Source organism: Luteibacter sp. (assembly GCF_009912395.1).
Classification (GTDB): Bacteria; Pseudomonadota; Gammaproteobacteria; order Xanthomonadales; family Rhodanobacteraceae; genus Luteibacter.
Genome location: NZ_WNDO01000006.1, coordinates 154969 through 174683, shown reverse-complemented (window position 1 = coordinate 174683; position 19715 = coordinate 154969). Strand labels below are relative to the sequence as shown.

Sequence of the window (19715 nt, the reverse complement as noted above, 5' to 3'; positions counted from 1 at the left end):
ATGCTCAAGTACGCCATCATCTTCGGCCTGATCGCACTGGTCACCGGCGCCCTCGGCTTCAGCCGCATCTCGGGTGTCGCCGCGACCATCGCGAAGGTCTGCTTCGTGATCTTCCTGATCCTCTTCATCTTCTTCATCCTCGCCGTCGTCGGCGTGTTCAAGCTGGCCACCTGACCCTTCGTCAAGCGCCAGATGGAAGCGCAGGCGTGGCATCCTAGGCGTCCATGCGCGGCCGTATTCCTGACAACTTCATCGACGAACTGCTCACTCGCGTCGACATCGTCGACGTGATCGAGCGGCGCGTGCCCCTGAAGAAGGCGGGGCGCGAGTGGACGGCCTGCTGCCCGTTCCACAACGAGCGCTCGCCATCGTTCTACGTGAGCCCCGTGAAGCAGTTCTTCCATTGCTTCGGCTGCGGGGCGCACGGCAGCGCGATCAAGTTCATCATGGACTACGACCGCCTGGAGTTCCCCGACGCCATCGAGGAACTGGCCCAGTCGGTTGGCTTGAAGGTGCCTTACGAGGGCGGCCGCGACGACAAGCCGCGTGAAGACCGCACCGATCTCTACGGCCTGCTCGACGACGCCGCCTCGTTCTACCAGCGCGAGCTGGGCAACAGCCCCGAGGCGCAGGCCTATGTGGAGCGTCGCGGCCTCGACGCGGAGACGATGAAACGCTTCCGCATCGGCTGGGCGCCCGCCGGCTTCGACGGCGTGCTCAAGGCCCTGGGCACCACGGACCAGAAGCGCAAGCTGCTCAACGATGCAGGCATGATCGCCAGCAACGAGCGTGGCAGCCGCTACGACCGCTTCCGCGAGCGGGTGATGTTCCCCATCCTCGACCGGCGCGGCCGCGTGATCGCCTTTGGCGGACGCGTGCTCTCGTCGGACCAGGGCCCGAAATACCTCAATTCGCCGGAAACCCCGCTGTTCCACAAGGGCCGCGAGCTGTTTGCCCTGTGGCAGGTGAAGCAGGCCAACCAGAACCTCACCCGGATCATGGTGGTCGAGGGCTACATGGACGTCATCGCCTTGCACCAGGCAGGCCTGCCGATCGCGGTGGCTACGCTGGGCACGGCCACCACGCCGGACCATGCCGAGGTACTGTTCCGCGCCGCGCCCGACGTGTTCTTCTGCTTCGACGGCGACAAGGCCGGCCGGGCGGCCGCCTGGAAGGCCGTGGAATCGATCCTTCCGCGCATGCGCGACGGCCGCCAGGCCTTCTTCCTGTTCCTGCCGGATGGCGAGGACCCGGACACCCTGGTTCGCCAGGAAGGCAAGGAGGGCTTCGAGAAGCGCATGAAGGAAGCCATGCCGCTGTCGGAGTACTTCTTCGAGGAACTGGCGCGCGACGTGGACACCAGCCGTATCGACGGCCGGGCACGCCTGGCCGAACGGGCGCGCCCGCTTATCGCCCGTCTTCCCGATGGCGCGTTCCGCGACCTGATGGCGCAGGAGCTGGAGCGCCGCACGGGCGCCCGTGCCGTGCTGGAGGCCGCCGCGCCACCGCAGGCGCAGCGGCCGGTGCAACGCAATGCCAACGTCCAGCGCAGCCTGGTCCGCAGCGCCATCGAGCTGCTGCTGGCCCAGCCGTCGCTGGCCGACGATGTCGAGCCGCCCTACCGCTTCCTGCGCCTGGACCGGCCCGGCATCCATCTCTTGGCCGAACTGGTCGATATCGCCCGCGCCCGCCCGGGGATCAATGCTGCCGTGCTTATCGAAGCCTTCCTCGATCGCCCGGAGTACGTATCGCTGCAAAAGCTCATGCAGGCGGAGATGGTCGGCGACGCGGACATGCAGCGCGTGGAGTTCCGCGATGCGCTGCTGCAGATGGAGCGCCAGGCCGCGACACAGCGTCGCGACTACCTCATCAACCGAATGCGCGACGGCCAGATCGACGATACGGAAAAGGCCGAACTGCGCGTCCTGCTGGCCGACCTGGCGGCCAGGCCCCAGGCGGAGACCCGATGATGCAGCGCACCGCGCATGACATGCGATCCGTGGGATCATCCCTTCCTTGTTCCATGAAGGGACCGGCCCGGGCCGGATACGTGCGTTACTGATGGATTTGCTGAACAACCTCGTCGATGTGTTCGGGCGGAGCGGCTATGTGGCCGTGTTCCTCGCCCTGATGCTTTGTGGCGCGGGCGTCCCGCTACCCGAGGACATCACGCTCGTCGCCGGCGGCATCATTACGGGGCTAGGCTACGGCGACGTTCACACCATGGTCCTGGTTGGCCTCGCGGGCGTATTGGTGGGCGATTCCACCATGTTCCTGCTCGGCCGCCATTTCGGTGCGCGCATCCTGCGCTGGCGCTTCGTCGCCCGTCTGCTCACGCCCGAGCGTTATGCGAAGGTGCAAGAGAAATTCGAGCGCTACGGCAACCGCATGATGTTCGTGGCTCGCTTCCTGCCCGGCATGCGCACCGCGGTGTTCATCACCGCCGGCGCCACGCACCGCGTGGGCTTCTTCCGTTTCCTGCTGCTCGATGGCCTGGCCGCCTTCATCAGCGTGCCGCTGTGGGTGTACCTGGGCTACTTCGGCGCGCACAACCACGAATGGCTGGCCATGTGGATCCGCCGTGGCCAGACGGGCATCTGGCTAGCGATCGGCGCGGTGATCGTGATCCTCGGCGTGCTGTGGTGGCGCAAGCGCAAGGCCGCCGCGCGGGATTGCTGAGCCCCAGCTCGTCGTTCCTGTGAAAACAGGAACCCAGCGCCTCGATTCACCAGCATGGCGAGGGCGTTGCATCGGCCTTTGCGTAGGAGGCCGCGAGGCGACAACCGATTGCCTCGCGCTGGGTTCCAGCGTGCGCTGGAACGACGGTTCGCCAGCCTCGTCGTTCCTGTGAAAACAGGAACCCAGCGCCCCGGTTCACCAGCACCGCGAGGGTGCTGCATCGGCCTTTGCGTAGGAGGCCGCGACGCGATAACCGATTGCACCGCGCTGGGTTCCAGCGTGCGCTGGAACGACGGTTCGCCAGCTCGTCGTTCCTGTGAAAACAGGAACCCCGCGCCTCGGTTCGCCAGCATGGCGAGGGCGCTGCATCGGCTTTACGTAAGAGGCCGCGTCGCGATAATCGAGCGCCTCGCGCTGGGTTCCAGCGTTCGCTGGAACGACGGCGTCAGGCTGCGGCGTCGCTACCCAGTTCCGCGAATAGCCACGCCCTGAACACGTCCGTCTCCTCTTTCGACGCCGCCTCTCGCGACACGGCGAGATACCACACGTGTTGCAACGGCATGTCGATGTGGAACGGTTCGGCCAGGCGGCCGGCCGCGAGGTCGTAGGCCACCAGCAATTGCTGGGCAAGCGCCACGCCCTGCCCTTCGATGGCCGCCTGCAACATCATCGTGCCGTCGCCGAAGCCCATCTCGCGGGAGATCGCCGAGGGCTCCACGCCCGCCCGCTCGAACCACTGGTCCCAACCCGCGATGGCCGCCGCACGACGACCCGGCCGCTCGTGCAGAAGCAGGTGATCGACAAGATCGCTCGGGGCATGGATGCGCTGGGCCAGCGATGGCGCGCAGACCGGCGTGTAGCCCGACGTCACCAAGGGTTCCATGCCCTCGACGAGACGATCGTCGATGGCGAGATCCCAGCCGGCGGCGCCCCCATCGGTGACCACCTCGACGGCGATATCGGGATGCTTCGCGAAGAAGCGGAACAACCGCGGCACGAGCCATTTGGTGCCGAAGGTGGGGGGCACGGACACCCTCAAGCCGACGTTGCGCTGCCCCATCACCTGGTCCGTGGCATGTTGCAGTGCACGAAAAGCATCGCGGATACGCGGAAAATAATTCTCCCCCGCCGTCGTCAACGCGAGTCGATTGTTGCTACGCACAAATAGTGGCGTCCCCAGATAGGACTCCAGCAATTTGACTTGCGCACTGACTGCGGCGGCCGTCAGGGAGAGTTCTTCACCGGCCTTGGTGAAACTCAAATGCTGCGCCGCAAGCTCGAACACACGCACGGCGTTGAGGGGTAGCGAGCGCTTCATTGCACCGTCTTCAAAAAAAATTTGGGGAGAACCCGAAGAATTTCTAGTTTGCCTGCCCGGAGGAATGACGCCAAGAATCCGCTGCGCTTTCGAACGGATCTTCGATGAACATCCTTACCATCGACACCGGCACCACCAACACCCGCGTCACCGTGTGGCGGGACGGCGACGTGCTCGCCCACGCCGCACGCCAGGTCGGCGTCCGCGATACCGCGATCACCGGCAGCACCGCGAAGCTGAAGGAGGGCGTACGCGAGACCATCGCCGAAGCCCTCGACGCCGCGAAGGTGTACCGCGACGACGTCGGCCTCGCCCTGGCCTCGGGCATGATCACCTCCAACGTGGGCCTGTGCGAGATTCCGCACGTACCGGCACCGGCCGGTATCGACAACCTCGCCAGGACCATGCGCGAATCGTCAATCGACGATGTGTGGCACAAGCCGATCTGGTTCGTACCGGGCGTCCGCAACGCGGTCGACCACATCGGCCTGCACAATTGCGAGGCGATGGACATGATGCGCGGCGAGGAGACCGAATCCTTCGCGCTGGTCGAACGCCTCGGCCTCGCCGAGCCGACCGTCATCGTCCTGCCGGGCTCGCATTCCAAGTTCGTCAGCATCGACGCGAAGCAGCGTATCGACGGCTGCGTGACCACGTTGGCCGGCGAACTGCTGCATGTGATCTCGCATGACACGATCCTCGCCGGTTCGCTGAAGGAAGGCTTCGCCAAGCGCATCGATCCCGAGATGCTGCTGGCGGGTGCCGCGTCGGCGAAGAAGATCGGCCTGGGTCGCGCCTGCTTCAGCGTGCGCATCCTGGACCAGTTCGCGGTCTACGACGCCAACGCGCGAGCGAACTTCCTGCTCGGCGCGGTGCTCGGGTCGGACCTGCTCACGCTCAAGAATTCCAGCGCGATCCGCATGAGCCCGGGTACGCGCTTCGTCGTCAGCGGCAAGCCCATCCTGCGCGAAGCGATCGGCAGGCTGGTGGAAGGCGACGATTTCTTTTCCGGCACCGTCACGGTGCTGGGCGACGACGAACAGCGCGATCTCGCGGGCTACGGCGCCATCGCCGTCGCGCGCCAGCGCGGGCTGCTCGGCTGAACTGCGCACGCACACGAGGAGGGAACGCATGAAGATGAACATCGCCCTGGGGCTTCGCGCCCTCGCCCTGGCCATGGCCTTCACGGCCGCGCCGGCCTTCGCCGACGAGCCGGTGAAGATCGGCTTCGTCGTCAAACAGCCCGAGGAACCCTGGTTCCAGGATGAGTGGAAGTACGCCGAACAGGCTGCGAAGGAAAAAGGCTTCACGCTGGTGAAGATCGGCGCCCCCGACGGCGGCCAGGTACTCACCGCCATCGACAACCTCAAGTCACAGCACGCGCAGGGCTTCGTCATCTGCACGCCCGACGTGAAGCTCGGCCCCTCCATCGTCGCCAAGGCGAAGATGAACCACCTGAAGCTCATGACCGTGGACGACCGCCTCGTCGACGGCGCCGGCAAGCCCATCGAATCGGTGCCGCACATGGGCATCTCGGCAAGCAAGATCGGCGAGCAGGTCGGCCAGGCCATCGCCGACGAAATGAAGAAGCGCGGCTGGAAACCGGAAGAAACCGGCGCCCTGCGCATCTCCTACGACCAGCTGCCGACCGCGAAGGACCGTACCGACGGCGCCATCGCCTCGTTGACGGCCGCCGGCTTCCCGAAGGCCAACATCATCAACGCGCCGCAGGCCAAGACGGACACCGAGAACGCCTTCAACGCCGCGAACATCGCAATCACGCAGAACCCGAAGTTCAAGCACTGGGTGGCCTTCGGCCTCAACGACGAGGCGGTGCTCGGTGCCGTGCGCGCCGCGGAAGGTCGCGGTTTCCGTGCGGACAACATGATCGGCGTGGGTATCGGCGGCAGCAAGTCGGCGCTCAACGAGTTCGCCAAGGGCGAGCCGACCGGCTTCTTCGGCAGCGTACTGATCAGCCCGAAGCGCCATGGCTATGAAACCTCGATCGACATGTACGAGTGGATCAAGAACGACAAGGCCCCGCCGGCGCTGACCCTGACCACGGGCCGCCTGATCACCCGCGGCAACGTCGCCGACGTCCGCAAGGAAATGGGACTTTGACCATGGGCAGCGCGCCGCGCCTGGAATTTCGCCATATCGGGAAGAGTTTTCCCGGCGTACGCGCGCTCTCCGACGTGAGCTTCGCCATGCGCGCCGGTAGCGTGCACGGCCTGCTTGGCGAAAACGGCGCCGGCAAGTCCACAATGATGAAGATCCTCGGCGGGGAGTACATCCCCGACGAGGGCGCCGTCGCCATCGATGGCGACGTGCAGGCGTTCCGCAGCGCCGCCGACGCCATCGGCGCCGGTGTCGCCGTGATCCATCAGGAACTCCAGTACGTGCCGGAACTGTCGGTGATGGAGAACCTTCTGCTGGGTCGCCTGCCCACGCGCTTCGGCCTTGTCGACCGTCGCCGCGCCTTGGCCTGGACGCGCGAGCGCCTCGACGCGCTGGGCGTGGACCTCGATCCGCGCGCGAAGCTGCGCCAGCTCTCGATCGGCCAGCGGCAGATGGTGGAGATCGTGAAGGCGATCCTGCGCGATGCCACGATCCTCGCGCTCGACGAGCCCACCAGCTCGCTGTCGCATCGCGAGACCGACGTGCTGTTCCGCCTCGTTCGCGACCTGCGTGCGCAGGGCAAGGCGATGATCTACATCTCGCACCGCCTCGACGAGATCTTCGAACTGTGCGATGCCGCGACGATCTTCCGCGATGGCCGCAAGGTCGCCGATTTCGACACGCTCGAAGGCGTCACGCGCGACACCCTCGTGCAACGCATGGTCGGCCGCGACATCGGCGATATCTGGGGCTACAAACCGCGCGAACACGGCGACGTGCGCCTGTCCGTGAAGGACGTCACCAGCCACATCGTGCAGCGTCCCGTGAGCTTCGACGTGCGGGCGGGCGAGATCGTCGGCTTCTTCGGCCTCGTCGGCGCCGGCCGTTCGGAAGTCATGCGCGCCGTGTACGGTGCCGATCGCCGCCTGTCTGGCACGGTCACGGTGGACGGCAAGCCGGTGAAGGCCTCGCACATCCGCGACGCCATCCGCCATGGCCTGGTCTTCTGTCCGGAAGACCGCAAGGAGGAAGGCATCATCGGCGTGCGCTCCGTCGCCGAGAACATCAACATCAGCGCGCGGCGCAACCACCTCACCGCCGGCCTGTTCGTCAACGATCGGATCGAGGCGAAAACCGCCGACAGCTACATCGAACGCCTACGCATCCGCACGCCGCATCGTCGGCAGGAGATCCGCCTGCTCTCCGGCGGCAACCAGCAAAAAGCCGTGCTGTCGCGCTGGCTGGCGGAGAAGGATCTGCGCGTGCTGATCGTCGACGAGCCCACCCGCGGCATCGACGTCGGCGCCAAGAACGAAATCTACAACGTGCTCTACGAACTGGCCGCGCACGGCGTGGCCGTGGTGATGATCTCCAGCGAACTGCCGGAAGTGCTCGGCGTGTCGGATCGGGTGATCGCCATGTGCCACGGCCGCATCGTCGGCCAGTTCGCCCACGGCGAAGCGAACGAGCAGAACGTGCTCGCCGCCGCGCTCCCCGAAGGCACCACCGCTACGAACGCCAGGTAATCCCATGACCGACTCCCAAGCCGCCGCCATCGGTGCGACCCGCGAGACGCCGGCGGCCCGCCGCCGCGCCCTGCTCTGGCAGGTCGTCGACGACTACAGCCTCATCCTGATCTTCATCGCCCTGTTCGCGGTGCTCAGCGTCACCGTGCAGTACTTCTTCTCGTGGGACAACATGGTCGGCCTGCTGCTGTCCGTGTCGCAGATCGGCATGGTCTCCTGCACCATGATGTTCTGCCTGGCCTCGCGCGACTTCGACCTGTCGGTGGGCTCCACCGTGGCCTTCGCCGGTGTGTTCTGCGCCATCGTCGCCAACGCCACGGGCAGCGTGGCCATCGGCGTCGCGGCCGCCATCGTGGCGGGCGGCCTGGTGGGCTTCGTCAACGGCGCGGTGATCGCCAAGCTGAAGATCAATGCGCTGATCACCACGCTGGCCACCATGGAGATCGTGCGCGGCCTCGCCTTCATCAGCTCGCAGGGCCAGGCGGTGGGCGTCACCAACGAAGCCTTCTTCACCCTGGGCAGCGCCGAGCTGTTCGGCCTGCCGGTGCCGGTCTGGGTCACGCTGGCCTGCTTCGCGGTGTTCGGCGTGCTGCTGAACAAGACGATCTACGGCCGCAATACCCTCGCCATCGGCGGCAACCCCGATGCCGCCCGCCTGGCCGGTGTCGCGGTGGACCGCGTGCGTATCGCCATCTTCCTCATCCAGGGCGTCGTCGCGGCGCTGGCGGGCATCATCCTCGCCTCGCGCATGACCAGCGGCCAGCCGAACGCGGGTGAAGGCTTCGAACTGAACGTGATCTCGGCCTGCGTGCTGGGCGGCGTGTCCCTGATGGGCGGCCGCGCGACGATCAGCGGCGTGATCGTTGGCGTTCTCATCATGGGCACCGTGCAAAATGCGATGAGCCTCATGAACATCGACGCCTTCTATCAGTACCTGGTCCGCGGCACGATCCTGTTGATCGCCGTGCTCGTGGACCAGCTCAAGAACCGCAGGCAAGCCCGCTGATGACCGAATCCTCCTTCAAGCCCCTTTCCGACCAGCGCCAGACCCACGCCGAAGGCGTGATCTGGGACGACCTGGCCGGCCTGGTCCGCTGGACCGACATCGCCACCTCGCGCCTGTTCGCCTACGACCCGGCGACGGGTCACGTCACCGAGAATGTCCTGCCCGCCCGCGTCTGCTGCTTCGCGCTCACACACGAGAAGGGCGTACTGCTGCTCGCGCTGGAGAAACAGGTGGCGCGCTACGACACGCGCGACGGCCGGCTGCACATCCTCACCGACATCGAGCCGGAGATCCTCGGCACGCGCGCCAACGACGGCCGCTGCGACCGGGCGGGCAACTTCGTCTTCGGCACGCTCAACGAACGCGGCCCGGAGAAAGTCGCCTCGTTCTGGCGCTACACGCACGACGGCCACTTGCAGCGGCTCGCTCTGCCCAAGGCCGCGATCACCAACAGCATCTGCTTCAGTCCCGACGGCGAGACGATGTATTTCACCGACTCGCCCACGGCGCAGATCATGGCCTGCGACTACGACGCCGCCACGGGCGACGTGGATCGCATCCGCGTGTTCGCCGAACTGACGCCGGGCTACGAGCCGGATGGCTCCACGATCGACGCCGAGGGCTTCCTCTGGAACGCCGAATGGGCCGCCTCGCGCGTGGTGCGCTACGCGCCCGACGGCCGGGTAGACGCCACCATCGCGTTGCCCTCGAAGCAGCCCAGCTGCGTGAGCTTCGCCGGCCCCGAACTGGATCGCATGGTCATCACCTCCGCCCACCTCGGCATGGGCGACACCGCCGGTCCGTTCGACGGCGCCATCTACATCGGCACGCCGCCCGTCGGTCGCGGCCTGCCCGAAGCCCGTTACGGTCACAAGGTCCACGCATGAGCACGCCCGATCCGCGCACCACGCCCCTCCCCCGCCTTGCCGGCAAGGTCGCCGTTGTCACCGGCGCCACGCAGGGCATCGGCGCCGCCACGGCGAAGCTGTTCGCCGCGCACGGCGCCGCCGTGGTGCTCAACGTGCTGGAAGACAACGCCCAGGCACGACGCACGCTCAACGAACTGAACACCGACAAGGCCATGCTGTTCCAGGCCGATGTCACCGACCCCGCCGCCATCCAGCGCATGGTCGATGCGGCCACCGAGCGCTTCGGCGCGCCGGACGTCCTCGTCAACAATGCCGGCATCAACGTGTTCAATGAACCGCTGTCGCTGACCGACGAGGAATGGACGCGCTGCTTCGAAGTGGACCTGAAGGGTGCCTGGAACTGCGCGAAGGCCGTGCTGCCTGGCATGCTCTCGCTGGGTCGCGGCAGTATCGTGAACATCGCCTCGGTGCACGGTCACAAGATCATCCCGCATTGCTTCCCCTACCCCGTCGCCAAGCATGGCCTGATCGGCCTGACCAAGGCGCTGGGCATCGAGTACGCCGCGAAGAACATCCGCGTGAATTCGATCTCGCCAGGCCTCGTGCTCACCGCGATCGCGAAGGCCGGCTTCGACGCCGCGCCCGATCCGGAAGCCGAACGCCGCAAGCAGACCGATATCCTGCCGAACAAGCGGATCGGCGAGCCCGAGGAAATCGCCTATACGGCGCTGTTCCTCGCCTCCGACGAAGCCCGCTATATCAACGCCGCCGATATCCGTATCGACGGCGGCCGTTCCCAGCTCTACCACGAGTGATCCCATGGCCTGGCCGACTGCCCTTCCCCTCATCGCCATCCTTCGCGGCATCACCCCCGACGAGGTCGTCGACCACGTCGAGGCCCTCATCGCCGAAGGTTTCGACGCCATCGAGGTGCCGCTCAATTCACCCGACTGGCAACGCAGCATCCCCCTCGCCGTGCAAGCGGCGGGCAAACGCGCCCTGGTAGGCGCCGGCACCGTGCTCACGCCGGAAGCCGTGGAGTCGGTCGCCGATCTGGGCGGCCACCTGCTGGTTACGCCGAACACCGACCCGGCGGTGATCCGCAAGGGCCGCGAGCGAGGCATGTTCACCTCCATCGGCTTCCTCACCCCCAGCGAGGCGTTCACGGCCCTGGCGGCCGGCGCCCAGTCGCTGAAGCTATTTCCGGCGGCCAACATGGGCCCCGGTTATGTGAAGGCGATGCGTGCCGTGCTGCCTCCGGACGTGCCCCTGCTTGCGGTAGGTGGTGTCACCCCTGATAACCTCGGCCAGTACCTCGACGCGGGCTGTATCGGCGCGGGCCTCGGCGGCGACCTCTACAAGCCGGGCCAGCCGGTGGAACGAACCCGAGAGCGCGCGCGAGCCTTCGTCAAAGCCTACCGATCGGTCTAAGCATGAAAGTCACCCGGATCACCACGTACCGCGTACCTCCCCGCTGGATGTTCCTGAAGATGGAGACCGACGAAGGCGTCGTCGGTTGGGGCGAGCCCGTCATCGAGGGCCGCGCACGCACCGTGGAAGCCGCCGTGCACGAGCTCTCGGAGTTTGTCATCGGCAAGGACCCGGCACAGATCAACGACATCTGGCAGGCCATGTACCGCGGCGGCTTCTACCGCGGCGGCGCCATCTTCATGAGCGCCATCGCCGGCATCGACCAGGCCCTGTGGGACATCAAGGGCAAGGTGCTCAACGCCCCCGTGTACGAACTGCTCGGCGGCCGCGTGCGCGATCGCATGAAGACCTATTGCTGGGTCGGTGGCGACCGCCCGGCGGATGTCATCGCGCAGATCAAGGAGCGCATGGCGCACGGCTTCGACACCTTCAAGCTCAACGGCTGCGAGGAAATGGCCATCATCGCCACGAGCAAGGCGGTGGACGCCGCCGTGTCCCGCGTGGCGGAGATCCGCGAGGCCTTCGGCACCGATGTGGAATTCGGCCTCGACTTCCACGGCCGTGTGTCCGCGCCGATGGCCAAGGTGCTGGTGAAGGAGCTGGAACCCTTCCGCCCCCTGTTCATCGAGGAGCCGGTGCTGGCCGAACAGGCCGAGTACTACCCGCGCATCGCGGCGCTTACCTCGATTCCGCTGGCGGCCGGCGAGCGCATGTTCTCGCGCTTCGAGTTCAAGCACGTGCTGGAGCGTGGCGGTATTTCCATCCTCCAGCCCGACCTCTCGCATGCCGGTGGCATCACCGAGTGCGTGAAGATCGCCGCGATGGCGGAAGCCTACGACGTGGCCGTCGCCCCGCACTGCCCGTTGGGGCCGATCGCACTGGCCTCGTGCCTGCACCTGGATTTCGTCAGCTGGAATGCCACGCTGCAGGAACAGAGCATCGGCATCCACTACAACAAGGGTGGCGAGGTGCTCGACTACGTGCGCAACAAGGAGGCGCTGAAGCTCGACGCCCAGGGCTGCGCCCTACCGTTCACCGCGCCGGGCCTGGGCATCGACGTGGACGAGGAACTGGTGATCGAACGCAGCCGCGAAGCGGCCGACTGGCGCAATCCGTTGTGGCGGCATCCGGATGGCACCGTGGCGGAGTGGTGAAAAGCATCGCGCGCAAGCGCGCTCCTACCGGGCATCGTGTGTAGGAGCGCGCTTGCGCGCGATGGGTGCCCTCAACGCGCGTCGATCACACGCGTCTGTCCTAGACCCAACCCATCCAACCGATATCCCCCCACCGCCTCGCGCACGAGACGCAGCGTGGGAAACCCCACCGCCGCCGTCATGCGGCGCACCTGCCGGTTGCGGCCTTCGCGCAGCACGATGCGCAACCATGCGTCCGGCACCGTCTTGCGGTAACGCACAGGCGGATCGCGCGGCCATAGCCAGTCGGGTTCGGCGATGGCCTCGACCCCGGCAGGCAGGGTCGGACCATCGTTGAGCGTCACGCCGCGACGCAGGCGCTCGATGGCCTCTTCGGTGGGAATGCCTTCCACCTTCACCAGGTATGTCTTCGGCTGCTTGTGCTTCGGATCGGCCAGCCGGTGTTGCAGCTTGCCGTCGTCGGTGAGCAGCAACAGCCCTTCGCTGTCATGGTCCAGTCGCCCTGCCGCGTACACACCCTTGTACGGCACGAAGTCGGCCAGCGTGCGCCGGCCGGCTTCGTCGGTGAACTGGCAAAGCACCCCGAAGGGCTTGTTGAACGCGACCAGCACTTACTTGGCGGGCTTCACGAAGCGCAGCGTCATGCGATCGGACTCGCCGATGGCCTGGTACTTCGCCTTGTCCTTGTCGCCCAGTTCGAGCACGGGCGGCAGGGTCCACACGCCCTTGGGATGGTCGTGGTTGTCCTTCGGGTTGGCGTTGATCTCGCTTTGCGCATCGAGCTTGAAGCCGGCGTCGGTGGCGAGCTTGATGACGTACTCGGTCGGCAGGTAGCCGCTGTTGACGACCTGGTCGAGGGTTTTGCCCTTGTCCGCGCGGTGGTCTTCCACGCCGAGCACGCCGCCGGGCTTGAGCACCTTGTAGAACGACTTGAACATCGTTTCCGCGCTACCGTCGGCCGCCCAGTTGTGGACGTTGCGGAAGGTCAGCACCATGTGGGCCGAACCGTCCGGGCCGAGGTTCGGCGTCTTGTTGTCGAATTCGAGCAGCTTGGCGTTCGAATACTGCTTCGGACCGAAGGAGAACTTCTTCTCCAGTGCGGCCTTGCCCTTCGAGCCGGTCGGGATCGCACCGATGTAGTGGCCGTTGGCGTTGAGGAAGGGCCCCAGGATCTCGGTGAACCAGCCGCCCGACGGCCAGATCTCGATCACCGTCATGTCCGGACGCACGCCGAAGAAGGTGAGCATCTCCTTCGGGTGGCGGTAGACGTCGCGCGCCTTGTTCTGCGGCGAACGCCAGCTGCCGGCGATGGCCTGGTCGAGCTGGGATGCGGAAACCTGACCGGCGCTGGCCGGCGGCGTGGCCTGGCTCGGCTGATCGGCCTGGAAGGCCTGGGCACTACAGGACACGGTGAGGCCGATCACGCTGGCGATAATGAATTTCTTCATGGCGCTACCGATGGGTTTGGAGGGACGGACCGGAAGGCTAGCATGGGCCGGCGGCCCGCTCTCTACCGTTTGCGACAGGCCGGTGGAATTGGCCGACCTGTAGGAGCGCGCTTGCGCGCGATCGCGCGCAAGCGCGCTCCTACAACGGCATATGCACGCAAGAAACGGCATCATGGCCCGATGCGTCCCTTCTACCTCCTCATCGCCCTCATCGGCGCCGGCGTCGCCTCGGCCCAGGACGCCCCACGCCTCGCCCCCGTGGTCGTCACGGCCACGCGCACGGCCCAGTCGCCGTATGACATTCCCGCGGCCATCGACAGCGTGGCGACGCCACCGGACGGCACGCTGGATGTGAACCTGTCCGAGCGCCTGCAATCCATTCCCGGCGTCACCGCGCGCGACCGGCAGAACTACGCGCAGGACACTCAGATCTCCATCCGTGGCTTCGGCGCACGCTCCACCTTCGGCATCCGCGGCATCCGCCTGTACACCGACGGCATCCCGGCCACGATGCCCGACGGCCAAGGCCAGGTGACCCATTTCAACCTCGACTCGGCCGAACGCGTGGAAGTGCTGCGCGGGCCGTTCTCGGCGCTCTACGGCAACGCCTCGGGCGGCGTGATCCAGTTGTTCACCGCCGACGGCACGGAGCCGCCGGAGCTGCGCTTCGGCACGGCGGGCGGCAGCAACGGCAACTTCCGTGCGTCCGTGAATGCGCGTGGCGTGGAAGGACCCGTCGACTACAACGTGGACGTGAGCCACTTCCGCACCAGCGGCTACCGCGACCACAGCGCCGCTCGCCGCGAATCGGGCAACGCGAAAATCGGCTGGCAGATCGACGACGATCGCAAGCTGACCCTCGTGCTCAATGCCGTGGATATCCCGGGCGCACAGGACCCACTGGGCCTGACCCGGGCGCAGTACAAGGCCAATCCCCGCCAGGTGGCCGCCGTCGCCGACAGCTTCGACACGCGCAAGTCGGCCGACCAGCAGCAGGCGGGGTTGATCTACGAACAGCGGATCGACGCGGCGAACAGCCTGCGAGTGATGGGGTACTACGGGCAGCGCAGTGTCACGCAGTACCTGTCGATCCCCGTGGCGACGCAGCGCAGCCAGCCGGGCAATGCGGGTGGCGTGGTCGACCTGTCCAACCAGTACGGCGGTGGCGACGTACGCTGGACGTGGCACGACACGCTCGCCGGACGCCCTTTCGAAATCGCCACCGGTATCGCCTACGACAACCAGCACCAGCATCGCGAGGGCTACGAGAACTTCGTCGGCAACGAACTCGGCGTGCGCGGGCGCAAGCGTCGCGACGAGATCGACCGCGTGTTCGACTTCGATCAATACGCCCAGGCGACCTGGCGTGTCGCGAACGACTGGACGCTCATGGGCGGCGTGCGTCACAGCGAGGTACGCTTCCGCTCCGACGATCGCTACATCTCGCCCGGGAATCCGGACGACAGCGGCACCGTGAAGTATTCGGCGACGACGCCGGTGTTCGGCGTGTTGTGGCGGGCTGCACCGTGGGCGCATGTCTACGCCAACTGGGGCCGGGGTTTCGAAACGCCCACGTTCTCGGAGATCGGCTATCGCGCCGATGGTGGCGCGGGGCTGGCCTTCAACCTCAAGCCATCGCGATCGAAGAACATGGAGGTGGGCGTGAAGCTCCAGCCGACGGAGCGCATCCGCGCGGGCGTCGCGCTGTTCCGTGCCGACAGCGACGACGAACTGGCGGTGACCACGAACCAGGGTGGCCGCACGACCTACCAGAACATCGCGCGTTCGCGGCGGCAAGGCATCGAGGCCTCGTTCGACGGCGAAATGGCGAAGGACCTGCACCTGATCGCGAGCTACACGCGTTTACAGGCGACCTTCCGTTCGCCATTCATGACCTGCGTCGCCACGCCGTGCGTGCAAGCTCCTGTCGCCGCAGGTACGCGTATTCCCGGCGTGCCGCGGTCGATGGGTTATGCGGCCTTGAAATACGGTGCCGAGAAAGGCTGGCAAGTCGGCATCGACATGAACGCCATGGGGGCGACGTCGGTGAACGATCTCGGTACCGAATCGGCGCCGGGGTATGCCCTGTTCGGTCTGTCCGGCGGCTACGTGTTCGACCAAGGCCCCTGGCGGGTGAACACCTTCGCGCGCGTGGACAACCTCGCGGACCGGCATGTGATCGGCTCGGTGATCGTCAACGACGGCAACGGGCGCTACTACGAGCCGGCACCGGGAAGGACGTTCCTGGTAGGCGTGGATGTGCGCTGGCGGTGACCGCGCCGTTGTAGGAGCGCGCTTGCCCGCGATGGGGGGTTGCCGCGAGCACCCATCGCGCGCAAGCGCGCTCCTACAACGAAGGGATCAGCCCGAGATGGCCAGTCGTTCGGAGCGGTACTACGAGCCGGCACCGGGACGGACGTTCCTGGTAGGCGTGGATGTGCGCTGGCGGTGACCGCGCCGTTGTAGGAGCGCGCTTGCGCGCGATGGGGGCTGCCGCGAGCACCCGTCGCGCGCAAGCGCGCTCCTACAACGAAGGGATCAGCCCGAGATGGCCAGTCGTTCGGAGCGGTACTACGAGCCGGCACCGGGACGGACGTTCCTGGTAGGCGTGGATGTGCGCTGGCGTTGACCCGGCTGTTGTAGGAGCGCGCTTGCGCGCGATGGGAGGGTGCCGCTAGCACCCATCGCGCGCAAGCGCGCTCCTACAACGAAGGCAATCAGCCGGAGATGGCGAGTCGTTCGGAACGGTACATCCAGGCGGCACCGATCACGGCGATGATCGCCGCCGCGAAGCCACCCGCGAGCATCAGGCCCATCTGCTCGGCATTCACGCCATCACCGCGGATCAGCTGCACGATGGCGAGGTTCTGTCCCAGCAGCGGCACCGCATACATCCACGATTCGGGCCGCACGGGAATCACCGATAGCAGCGCGCTGGGCAGAATCGGGATGACCATCAGCACCGAAAGGTAGGTCTGCGCTTCGCGATAGCTCTTGGCCATGGCAGAAACCCACGACTGCAACGCGGCCAGCAGCAGGATCAACGGTGACATCAGCAACAACACCTGCGCACCGAAATGGACGCCAAGGTCGAGCGCGATACCCAGCTTGTCCACGGGGATGAACCACGGTGCCGTGGAGAACGCCGCCACGCTCAGCAGCAGGCTCACCAGCGAGAACGTGCAGATCGCCGCCAGCTTGCCCGCGAGGATCGTCCCGCGCGCCACGGGATTCACGAACAGCGGCTCCAACGACTGCCGCTCACGCTCGCCCGCGGTCAGGTCGATGGCCAGGTACATGCCGCCCAGGAACACCGTCAGCACGAAGAAGTACGGCAGGAACGAGAACATCAGCGCGGCGCGCGACTGCGACGACGCCTGGTCGCGCTCGGCCACCTGGACCGGCCATGCCGTGGTCGGCGACAGACCGCGAGCGATCAGCCGCATCGCACCCTCGCGCTTGCCGTAGGCTTCGATGACGTTGCGCACGCGATTGACCGGCGTCGATGCATCGCGACGCGAGGAATCGTAGATCACCTCCACCTGCACCGCCTGCCCCTTGCCCCAGGCCTCGGCATACGTGGGCGCGATACGCAGCACGACGTCCGCGCGCTGGTCGCGCACGGCGGCCTCCGGGTCACTGACCGCCGGCGCCGCGTCGATGCCCGCACCCTTGAGCGCACGGATCAGGTTGGGCGCCAGCTCCGCCCCGATCACCGGCACGTCGATGGGTCGGTCGGCCTTGTCGAGTTCCCGGCTCACCATCACGTTCATCAGCATGATGAACATCACCGGCCCGAGCAGCGGCCCCGTGAGCAACGCGTTGATCAAGGTGCGGCGATCGCGAAGGTTCTCGCGCACTTCCTTCCAGTAGACGGCAGTGAAGGCCCTCATGCGGCAAGGCCCTCGTCGGTACCGATCAAGCTCACGAAGGCATCCTCGAGGTTGGCCTGCCCGGTTTGCGCGAGCAGCTCGGCAGGCGTCTCGTCGGCGACGACACGCCCGTGGGCGATCACCACGATGCGGTCACACAAGGCGGCGACCTCCTGCATGATGTGGCTGGAAAACAGCACGCAGCGCCCCTCGTCCTTCAGTTGCCGCATGAAGCGGCGCATCGCCCGCGTGGCCATCACATCGAGTCCGTTCGTGGGCTCGTCCAGCAGCACGTTGCGTGGATCGTGGACCAGCGCGCGCGCAATGGCGGTCTTCACCCGTTGGCCCTGGGAGAATCCTTCCGTTCGTCGGGTAGCGATGTCGCGCATGTCCAGGCCATCGATCAGCGCTTCACGGCGACGTTCGATCTCCTTGTTCGACAGGCCCTGCAAACGACCGAAGTAGTCGATGTTCTCCGCCGCGGTCAGGCGCTTGTAGAGGCCACGCGCATCCGGCAGGACGCCGAGCCGGCGACGGGCGGCGACCGGGTCGGACCATACCTCCCGGCCATCCACCAGCACCTGTCCGTTATCGGGCTTCATCAACGTATAGAGCATGCGCAACGTGGTCGTCTTGCCTGCGCCATTGGGCCCGAGCAGGCCGGTGATCTCGCCGTCGCGGGCAGTGAAGCTCACGCCGTTGACGGCACGCACCTCGCCGAAGGACTTGTGCAGGTCACGTACTTCGATCATGGCGTGGCTCCGTTGAAACCCACGAAGACGGGCAGCGGGGAAAGTCGGTCGAGGCAGGAGGCGTTCAGTGCCTTCGCGTCGGCCTTGTCCACGAAGTCAGCGTACAGGCGCGGCATGCAACCGCGCATCACCACGTTGTGACCTTGCCCCTTCAGCACGAAGTGGCGGCCGTTAGGCAGACCCTTCAACACCTCGTCGCCATAGCGCGGCGGCGTCACGGGATCGAACTCGCCGGACATCAGCAGCGCAGGCACGTCGCTCTTCAGCGGCTGGCGGAAATCCGCCGGACGCTTGCCGTACGGCCAGACCGAGCACGCCGTGCGGAACGCCTCGACCATGGTGTCGCCGAGAATCAGCTCGCGATCCTGGGGGCGCGGCTGCAACTCGTCGGCGTCTTCGGAGCAGATCACCGAGTACTGCATACCGCCATCCATCGTGTCACCCAGATCACCCGTCAGCAGCTTGGCCTGGCCGAGCAGCGGACCGACATCGCCATGCGCCGCCGCGTCCAGCGACAACGGCAGCAGCGCGGCCGTCTCCGGCGAATAGGCGAACATGCGGACCACGGTGGCCAGGGCGAAATCGCTGAGCACGCGCTGCACGGATGAATAGTTCTGCGGATCGCGGAAGCTGACGTTATGCGGATTGGCCCGCAGCGCGTCGCGCAGCTGGTAAAGCGTCTGGTACGGATCGCCGAAGCGTTCATGGCAGGCGTGGTCGGCATCGCAGCGGGCGAACTGGGCCTTGAGGGCCGCATCCAGGTTCACCGCGAATTCCTCGCCAAGCACCAGCGAATTGGGCGCGATGCCGTCGAGTGCCCGCGTCCGTACCGAGGCAGGATGATGCATGGCGTACTGCTGCGCCACGCGGGTGCCATAGGACACGCCGAGCACGTCGAGCTTGGGCGACCCCAACGCCACGCGCACGGCTTCGAGGTCCGCCACCGCGTCGGTGGTGGTGTAGAAACGAACGTCGGCGTCCTTCGACAACTGGTCGAGGCAGCGCTTGGTATCGCGCCGGATGGCGTTGTCCTGGAGGCTGTGCGCATCCTCGCTACCGGCGGGTTCGTCGCGGCAGCTCAGCGGATGCGATTCGCCCGTGCCGCGCTGGTCGAGCAGCAGGATGTTGCGATGGGCCAGCAACGACTGCATGGCCGGCGCGATGGTCGGGTAGCTTTCCACCGCCGACTGTCCCGGGCCACCGGCAATGAACACCACCATGTCGTCGGCAGGCACCTGCGCACTGCTGCGCAGCACGGCGAGACGCAGCGGGACCTTCCGGCCCTCGGGATGCTCGCGGTCTTCGGGCACCTCGAACGGCGCACACCAGCCGGCGGTGGACAGGCCCGAATGCGGCTGCGGCAGTTCGCAGGGTGTCAGTTCCAGCGAGCCGAGTTTCCACGTACGGGGCGCCGCGGCGGCGTGCGCTTCCTGCACGGCCGCTCCTTGCTTTCCGTCGTTCCGGTGGATGACTTGCCGTGCGCCGAAGGCACTGGCGAGGATCACGATGACGATGGCGATCCGTGGTGCGCATTTCATGCCG

At 66.5% G+C, this 19715-nt stretch carries 18 protein-coding genes; 12 read left to right on the top strand and 6 right to left on the bottom strand.

The features are described 5' to 3' along the window. The 3 genes from GAK28_RS08465 (at window position 1) to GAK28_RS08455 (ending at window position 2679) form a co-directional block, all read left to right on the top strand. Complete coding sequence (locus tag GAK28_RS08465) at window positions 1-174, top strand: DUF1328 family protein (protein WP_291777084.1); 174 nt, start codon at window positions 1-3, stop codon at window positions 172-174. A 50-nt stretch (window positions 175-224) separates the two neighbouring features. After that, window positions 225-1970, top strand: coding sequence for a DNA primase (gene dnaG / locus GAK28_RS08460; RefSeq protein WP_291777082.1), 1746 nt, complete (start codon window positions 225-227; stop codon window positions 1968-1970). Between the two features lie 91 nt (window positions 1971-2061). After that, window positions 2062-2679, top strand: a complete 618-nt coding sequence (locus GAK28_RS08455) for a DedA family protein (RefSeq protein WP_291777080.1) — start codon at window positions 2062-2064, stop codon at window positions 2677-2679. Between the two features lie 445 nt (window positions 2680-3124). Here GAK28_RS08455 and GAK28_RS08450 read toward each other — a convergent pair whose 3' ends face one another. Continuing rightward, window positions 3125-3997, bottom strand: coding sequence for a LysR substrate-binding domain-containing protein (locus tag GAK28_RS08450; RefSeq protein ID WP_291777077.1), 873 nt, complete (start codon window positions 3995-3997; stop codon window positions 3125-3127). Window positions 3998-4101: 104 nt separating this feature from the next. On the opposite strand from GAK28_RS08450, the gene GAK28_RS08445 reads away from it, so the two are divergent. From GAK28_RS08445 to dgoD, 8 genes are read left to right on the top strand one after another with little or no spacing between them, the layout of a single operon-like run. Beyond that, window positions 4102-5100 (top strand): 2-dehydro-3-deoxygalactonokinase, encoded by a 999-nt coding sequence (locus GAK28_RS08445; protein WP_291777074.1) that lies wholly within the window; start codon window positions 4102-4104, stop codon window positions 5098-5100. A 28-nt stretch (window positions 5101-5128) separates the two neighbouring features. Further along, window positions 5129-6118, top strand: coding sequence for an arabinose ABC transporter substrate-binding protein (locus tag GAK28_RS08440; protein ID WP_291777071.1), 990 nt, complete (start codon window positions 5129-5131; stop codon window positions 6116-6118). A 2-nt stretch (window positions 6119-6120) separates the two neighbouring features. After that, window positions 6121-7641, top strand: a complete 1521-nt coding sequence (gene araG / locus GAK28_RS08435; protein ID WP_291777214.1) for an L-arabinose ABC transporter ATP-binding protein AraG — start codon at window positions 6121-6123, stop codon at window positions 7639-7641. 4 nt (window positions 7642-7645) lie between these two features. Next, window positions 7646-8647 carry an L-arabinose ABC transporter permease AraH gene (gene araH, locus GAK28_RS08430; RefSeq protein WP_291777068.1) on the top strand — a complete coding sequence of 334 codons (1002 nt, stop codon included), beginning with the start codon at window positions 7646-7648 and terminating at the stop codon, window positions 8645-8647. Beyond that, window positions 8647-9534, top strand: a complete 888-nt coding sequence (locus tag GAK28_RS08425; protein WP_291777065.1) for an SMP-30/gluconolactonase/LRE family protein — start codon at window positions 8647-8649, stop codon at window positions 9532-9534. The genes araH and GAK28_RS08425 overlap by 1 nt, the downstream gene beginning before the upstream one ends. Continuing rightward, entirely contained in the window at window positions 9531-10331 is an 801-nt protein-coding gene (locus GAK28_RS08420) for an SDR family oxidoreductase (protein ID WP_291777062.1), read from the top strand. Before GAK28_RS08425 ends, GAK28_RS08420 begins: the two co-directional genes overlap by 4 nt. Before the next feature lie 4 nt (window positions 10332-10335). After that, window positions 10336-10947 carry a 2-dehydro-3-deoxy-6-phosphogalactonate aldolase gene (locus tag GAK28_RS08415; protein ID WP_291777060.1) on the top strand — a complete coding sequence of 204 codons (612 nt, stop codon included), beginning with the start codon at window positions 10336-10338 and terminating at the stop codon, window positions 10945-10947. A 2-nt stretch (window positions 10948-10949) separates the two neighbouring features. Further along, window positions 10950-12101: a galactonate dehydratase gene (gene dgoD / locus GAK28_RS08410; protein ID WP_291777058.1), complete on the top strand. Its 1152-nt coding sequence runs from the start codon at window positions 10950-10952 to the stop codon at window positions 12099-12101. 71 nt (window positions 12102-12172) lie between these two features. On the opposite strand, the gene GAK28_RS08405 is transcribed toward dgoD, so the two are convergent. Together GAK28_RS08405 and GAK28_RS08400 are read right to left on the bottom strand one after the other, a co-directional pair. Beyond that, window positions 12173-12712 (bottom strand): rRNA large subunit pseudouridine synthase E, encoded by a 540-nt coding sequence (locus tag GAK28_RS08405; protein ID WP_291777055.1) that lies wholly within the window; start codon window positions 12710-12712, stop codon window positions 12173-12175. Further along, window positions 12713-13549 (bottom strand): methyltransferase, encoded by an 837-nt coding sequence (locus tag GAK28_RS08400; protein ID WP_291777052.1) that lies wholly within the window; start codon window positions 13547-13549, stop codon window positions 12713-12715. It abuts the gene before it with no gap. Between the two features lie 180 nt (window positions 13550-13729). Between GAK28_RS08400 and GAK28_RS08395 the strand changes: the two genes are divergently transcribed. Then, window positions 13730-15823 carry a TonB-dependent receptor gene (locus GAK28_RS08395; RefSeq protein ID WP_291777049.1) on the top strand — a complete coding sequence of 698 codons (2094 nt, stop codon included), beginning with the start codon at window positions 13730-13732 and terminating at the stop codon, window positions 15821-15823. 443 nt (window positions 15824-16266) lie between these two features. Here the strand turns inward: GAK28_RS08395 and GAK28_RS08390 are convergent, their stop codons facing one another. From GAK28_RS08390 to GAK28_RS08380, 3 genes are read right to left on the bottom strand one after another with little or no spacing between them, the layout of a single operon-like run. Further along, the gene (locus GAK28_RS08390) at window positions 16267-17442 is read right to left on the bottom strand and encodes an ABC transporter permease (protein ID WP_291777046.1); all 1176 of its coding nucleotides are present in this window, start codon (window positions 17440-17442) and stop codon (window positions 16267-16269) included. Continuing rightward, window positions 17439-18173 carry an ATP-binding cassette domain-containing protein gene (locus tag GAK28_RS08385; RefSeq protein WP_291777043.1) on the bottom strand — a complete coding sequence of 245 codons (735 nt, stop codon included), beginning with the start codon at window positions 18171-18173 and terminating at the stop codon, window positions 17439-17441. Before GAK28_RS08385 ends, GAK28_RS08390 begins: the two co-directional genes overlap by 4 nt. Next, entirely contained in the window at window positions 18170-19711 is a 1542-nt protein-coding gene (locus GAK28_RS08380; protein WP_291777038.1) for an alpha/beta hydrolase, read from the bottom strand. Before GAK28_RS08380 ends, GAK28_RS08385 begins: the two co-directional genes overlap by 4 nt. Between the last annotated feature and the right edge of the window lie 4 nt (window positions 19712-19715).

What these genes read in the sequence shown, in the direction of transcription:
- GAK28_RS08440 (WP_291777071.1), top strand. Translation starts at nt 5,129, where the DNA reads ATGAAGATGAACATCGCCCTGGGGCTTCGCGCCCTCGCCCTGGCCATG.
- GAK28_RS08400 (WP_291777052.1), bottom strand. Translation starts at nt 13,549, where the DNA reads ATGAAGAAATTCATTATCGCCAGCGTGATCGGCCTCACCGTGTCCTGT.
- GAK28_RS08425 (WP_291777065.1), top strand. Translation starts at nt 8,647, where the DNA reads ATGACCGAATCCTCCTTCAAGCCCCTTTCCGACCAGCGCCAGACCCAC.
- dgoD (WP_291777058.1), top strand. Translation starts at nt 10,950, where the DNA reads ATGAAAGTCACCCGGATCACCACGTACCGCGTACCTCCCCGCTGGATG.
- GAK28_RS08445 (WP_291777074.1), top strand. Translation starts at nt 4,102, where the DNA reads ATGAACATCCTTACCATCGACACCGGCACCACCAACACCCGCGTCACC.
- GAK28_RS08455 (WP_291777080.1), top strand. Translation starts at nt 2,062, where the DNA reads ATGGATTTGCTGAACAACCTCGTCGATGTGTTCGGGCGGAGCGGCTAT.
- GAK28_RS08415 (WP_291777060.1), top strand. Translation starts at nt 10,336, where the DNA reads ATGGCCTGGCCGACTGCCCTTCCCCTCATCGCCATCCTTCGCGGCATC.
- GAK28_RS08395 (WP_291777049.1), top strand. Translation starts at nt 13,730, where the DNA reads ATGCGTCCCTTCTACCTCCTCATCGCCCTCATCGGCGCCGGCGTCGCC.
- GAK28_RS08390 (WP_291777046.1), bottom strand. Translation starts at nt 17,442, where the DNA reads ATGAGGGCCTTCACTGCCGTCTACTGGAAGGAAGTGCGCGAGAACCTT.
- GAK28_RS08420 (WP_291777062.1), top strand. Translation starts at nt 9,531, where the DNA reads ATGAGCACGCCCGATCCGCGCACCACGCCCCTCCCCCGCCTTGCCGGC.
- GAK28_RS08385 (WP_291777043.1), bottom strand. Translation starts at nt 18,173, where the DNA reads ATGATCGAAGTACGTGACCTGCACAAGTCCTTCGGCGAGGTGCGTGCC.
- dnaG (WP_291777082.1), top strand. Translation starts at nt 225, where the DNA reads ATGCGCGGCCGTATTCCTGACAACTTCATCGACGAACTGCTCACTCGC.
- araG (WP_291777214.1), top strand. Translation starts at nt 6,121, where the DNA reads ATGGGCAGCGCGCCGCGCCTGGAATTTCGCCATATCGGGAAGAGTTTT.
- GAK28_RS08450 (WP_291777077.1), bottom strand. Translation starts at nt 3,997, where the DNA reads ATGAAGCGCTCGCTACCCCTCAACGCCGTGCGTGTGTTCGAGCTTGCG.
- araH (WP_291777068.1), top strand. Translation starts at nt 7,646, where the DNA reads ATGACCGACTCCCAAGCCGCCGCCATCGGTGCGACCCGCGAGACGCCG.
- GAK28_RS08465 (WP_291777084.1), top strand. Translation starts at nt 1, where the DNA reads ATGCTCAAGTACGCCATCATCTTCGGCCTGATCGCACTGGTCACCGGC.
- GAK28_RS08380 (WP_291777038.1), bottom strand. Translation starts at nt 19,711, where the DNA reads ATGAAATGCGCACCACGGATCGCCATCGTCATCGTGATCCTCGCCAGT.